At 64.9% G+C, this 4,350-nt stretch carries 5 protein-coding genes; 4 read left to right on the top strand and 1 reads right to left on the bottom strand.

Annotated features, from left to right (window positions below):
* The first annotated feature begins 69 nt into the window (after positions 1–69).
* From minC to EN969_RS18845, 4 genes are all read left to right on the top strand, one after another.
* Complete coding sequence (gene minC / locus EN969_RS18830) at positions 70–879, top strand: septum site-determining protein MinC (protein WP_063168608.1); 810 nt, start codon at positions 70–72, stop codon at positions 877–879.
* A 67-nt stretch (positions 880–946) separates the two neighbouring features.
* Entirely contained in the window at positions 947–1,762 is an 816-nt protein-coding gene (gene minD, locus EN969_RS18835) for a septum site-determining protein MinD (protein ID WP_013530671.1), read from the top strand.
* Positions 1,759–2,031 carry a cell division topological specificity factor MinE gene (gene minE, locus EN969_RS18840; protein ID WP_024501686.1) on the top strand — a complete coding sequence of 91 codons (273 nt, stop codon included), beginning with the start codon at positions 1,759–1,761 and terminating at the stop codon, positions 2,029–2,031. Before minD ends, minE begins: the two co-directional genes overlap by 4 nt.
* A gap of 219 nt (positions 2,032–2,250) precedes the next feature.
* On the top strand, positions 2,251–3,717 hold the full coding sequence (locus EN969_RS18845; RefSeq protein ID WP_063168607.1) for a hypothetical protein: 1,467 nt from the start codon (positions 2,251–2,253) through the stop codon (positions 3,715–3,717).
* Positions 3,718–4,005: 288 nt separating this feature from the next.
* Here the strand turns inward: EN969_RS18845 and EN969_RS18850 are convergent.
* The coding region (locus tag EN969_RS18850) for an ATP-binding cassette domain-containing protein (RefSeq protein ID WP_127419304.1) at positions 4,006–4,350 on the bottom strand (345 nt) is incomplete at its 5' end.

The raw sequence follows: 4,350 nt of genomic DNA on the forward strand, positions 1-4,350 counted from the left end.
CCCCTGGCATTAACCATTCGTTAACCATTCCCTCGCTAGCGTTTACCTCTCAGTAAGGATTCGCCAGCCGTGACCTTTGCCGCCCCCCTCGAGGCCAAATCCATTCGCTTTCGTGCCCGCTCTTTCGTCGCTTTCACGCTGACGCCGGAGGCGCCTTTGGACGTGTGGCTGGAGGGGCTGGATCACTGGATCGGCAATTCGCCTGGCTATTTTGCCGGGCGGCCGGTGGTGCTTGATCTCAACACCTTGAAGCCCGATGTCGCCGCGATCGAATCGCTGGTCGACGTGCTTGGCCATCGCGGCATCCGCGTCTACGCCATCGAGCTCGACGGCCACGCCGCACTCGCGCCCAACCTGCCGCCGGTGCTGGTCGGCGCCAAGGAGGCGACGACGGATGGGTTGCTGCCCCGCGAGGCGCGGGCGGAGGGTTTCGACAAGGCCGAGGGCAGGGCGGCTGAACAGCATGCGGATGCGGGCAGCGCGGCCAAGGCCGGCGACGGCAAGGCTGGCGCAAGCAAGGCGGGCGATAGCGAGCCGCAGGTTGAAGCTTCGGGCACGCTGATGATCAAGGCGCCGATCCGCTCCGGCCAGGCGATCGTGCATCCGCATGGCGATGTCATCGTGCTGGGTTCTGTCGCTTCCGGGTCGGAGATCATCGCGGCGGGCTCGATCCATGTCTACGGCACGCTGCGCGGGCGCGCTTCGGCGGGTGCGCTGGGCAACAGGGGCGCGCGCATCTTCTGCCGCAAGAACGAGGCGGAGCTGCTGGCGGTCGACGGCTGGTACGTCACCGCCGAGGAGATGGAAGGCGTTTCGCGCGGCAAGCCGGTGCAGGCGTTTCTCGACGGCGACGCCTTGCGGGTTTCGACGCTGAGCTGACATTCGTTTCGATATTGGGGCGGCCGAGGGCCGCCCGACCAAGAACAACAACAACGGAGGCTTTTCAATGGGCAAGGTAGTGGTGGTCACCTCGGGCAAGGGGGGCGTCGGCAAGACGACCTCGACGGCGGCCCTCGGGGCGGCCGTGGCCAAGACCGGCAAGAAGGTGGCGCTCGTCGACTTCGACGTCGGCCTGCGCAACCTCGACCTGATCATGGGCGCCGAACGGCGCGTGGTGTTCGACCTCGTCAACGTCATCCAGGGCCAGGCGAAGCTCTCGCAGGCGCTGATCCGCGACAAGCGGGTCGAGACGCTGTTCCTGCTGCCGGCCTCGCAGACGCGCGACAAGGATGCGCTGACCGAGGAAGGCGTCGGCGAAGTCATCGACAAGCTGCGCTCGGTGTTCGACTACGTCTTCTGCGACAGCCCGGCCGGCATCGAGCGCGGCGCGCAGCTCGCCATGCGCTTTGCCGACGAGGCGGTCATCGTCACCAATCCGGAAGTGTCGTCGGTGCGCGATTCCGATCGCATCATCGGCCTGCTCGATGCCCGCACCTTGCGGGCCGAGCAGGGCGAGCAGATCGCCAAGCATGTGCTGGTGACGCGCTACGATGCGGCGCGCGCCTCGCGCGGCGAGATGCTGTCCATCGACGACGTGCTGGAAATCCTGTCGGTGCCGCTGCTCGGCATCATTCCGGAAAGCCAGGACGTGCTGCGCGCCTCCAACCTCGGTTCGCCGGTGACGCTGTCGGAGCCGCTCAATTCCGCTGCCAAGGCCTATATCGACGCCGCCAGGCGGCTGGAGGGCGAGGAATTGCCCGTCATCGTGCCCTTCGAGCGCAAGGGCTTCCTCGATCGTCTTTTGGGAAGGAGGGCGGCATGAACCTGCTCGACATCTTCAAGCGGCGCTCCAGCGCCCCGGTGGCGCGCGAGCGGCTGCAAGTGCTGCTCGCCTATGAGCGCCGCAACCGCAGCCAGCCCGACCTCGTCTCCATCCTGCGCGAGGAGATCATGGCCGTCATCGCCAAGCATGTGCAGATCGACCAGGACTATCTGCAGGTCTCGATGGACCGCGGCGAGACCATGTCGACGCTGGAAATCGACATCCAGATCCCCAACAAGAGCGCCGTGCCGCTGGCCATGGCGGGGTGAGGGCAACTTAGGGAGCCGCGATCCTTCGCGCCCCCCTCTGTCCTGCCGGCAGAACCGGCTTCGCACCCTCGCACCGCATCGCTCGCGCCGTCCAAACCCCTAAAATGTCCCAAATTTACCTTTGTGCCGACGGGGCTTCCCCTGCGCAAGCAGCGGATGTAAGGATATATTAGCAATTTGTTAAGTTCTAAGCGAGGTATGCGTAAGGGGAGTTTGGCGATGAACTTCAGAGGCCTGATCAAGCGTGCTGAAGACGTGGATAAAGCGATCCAGGACCTGCAGATCGATTTGGCGGACGCGCTGGATGCAAGTCTCGACGCCGACGACCTGGCGCCGCCAGAGAGCGACGATGTGCCGGATGCCCAGGCGGCACCCGATGACGGGCCACCCCAGGCCGATGCGGCAAATGACGACAATGCCGGGAATGCCGAGAATGCGGGCGCTGCGGACAGTTCCGAAACCGCGCCAAGACTGACCGCCCATACACAGACCCGGCTGGCTGCATTGAGCGCCTTCGAGGGACTCTTCCACGACGCCAGGGACTATCTGGAGGAGATCAACGACAAGCTGTCGGAGATCGGTACCTCACACCATCTGACGCGCGAATTCCTCAACATCCTGCACAGCGACATCCTGCGCGCCAACGAGCTGGAGGTTGCCAATGCCGCCCTGGCCGCCGAACAGAGGGCTCTGTCGGAAAAGCTGCACGACGCGACGCGAAAGCTGCGCGAGCGTGACGGCGCTTTCGAAGCGCTGCAGCAGCGCGAGACAAGTCTGGTCCAGGACCGGGAGACGCTGCGTGCGGCACTTGCCGCGGTCAGGCTGGAACTCGTCGAGACAGCCAATGCGAGCGCCAAACGCGAGGCGGAGTTCGGCGACATCGCCAAGCGGCTGACCGCCAGGACGGTCGAGGCCAACAGGCGCTTGCGCGAGAGCAAGATGCTGCGCGAAAAGCACGTCAACCTGTCGATCGAACTCGACAAGGCGCTGAAGCGGGAATCGCAAGCGCGCCACAGGCTCGACGAGCTGTCGGCGGTCCATGCCACCGAAGCAGCGCGGCTGGCGGAGCTGCTGGCGGCGCTCGGCAAGAGCGAGAAAGAGGAGATGCGGCTGCAGAAGTCGCTCGAGGCGGCACAGGCGAAACTGTCGGAAACGACCGAAGCGGCCCACATGATGGAAGGCGACAAGGAAGCCGAGCTGGCTCGCAGCCAGGCGGAAATGCGCGGGTTGAGCTCGGAGATCCAGAACCTGCAATCGCGGCTTGAGCAGGTGTCGAGCGAAAACGGCGAAGCCGCGGGCGAGATCGCCAGGCTCAAGAGCGAACTGAACGATGCTCTGGCCGAAAAGAAGATCGCCGATGAAAGATTGTCCGCGCTGAGCCAGGAGAGCGAAAGCGACAAGATGAGTCTTTCCAAGGTGAACGCCAACCTTTCTCAGCTGACGCTGCAACAGGCGTCCGAACAGATACAGTTCGACGTGCAGAGGCAGGAGTGCGAGGACCTCAAGGCCGAAATCGCCTCGCTCAATGCCCGGATCAAGGAACTGCTGCCCTATGAGCGGCTCCACAAGGCCACCAATGGCAGGCCGCGCGAGGACGGCGTGGTCGAGATGGCCGGGGCGATGGCGAAGAAAGCACGGACGACGGGCAGGCGGCGCATGCGCAGGAATGTCGGCGCCGCCACCTGAAGCGTGTCGCGCCTGAAGGATTCAGGCGACCCGCTTCAGATCCTTCTTTTGTGCATGGGAGGCCGGCACCTCACCCGGAGAGTAAGTCCAATGGGGCACCGGCCAGGCGGATCGACAGGTCCGCCGCACAGACAAGGTAGCGCGCCGCGGTCCCGCACGGCATTGGTGCGATCACGGAAGGTGCCAGCGGCAATTCCCCTGGCTTGTGATTCGAACCCTTGCGACGACCCGCCGGCCGGAGGCTGCAGACACGCCCAGGATAAGATCGCGGGCCGGCCCGGCGCCTTCTCAGTCGAGCGGTTCGTGCTGGTAAAGCTCGTCCATGCTGAGCGAGGCCAGGGCGCCGAAAGGGGCCTGCTTTTTCACGCGGCCGCCGCTCAGGATGACCACGTCGTCGCAGAACGAGATGGTGCTGTGGTGATGGCTGATGACGATGGTCGTGCGGCGGCCGGCTCTCGACTTCAGGGTCTCGACGATGGCCGCTTCCGACAGCCCGTCCACGGCATTGGTGGCCTCGTCCAGGATGAGGAGATCGGGATCGCGCACCAGGGCTCTCGCCAAGGCGATGCGCTGCCTCTGTCCCGCCGACAGATTGATGCCCCTGTAGCCAACCAGGGTCTCGTAGCCCTGAGG

The organism is Mesorhizobium sp. M7A.F.Ca.CA.003.01.2.1 (genome assembly GCF_003998945.1).
In the GTDB taxonomy this organism is placed as follows: domain Bacteria; phylum Pseudomonadota; class Alphaproteobacteria; order Rhizobiales; family Rhizobiaceae; genus Mesorhizobium; species Mesorhizobium ciceri.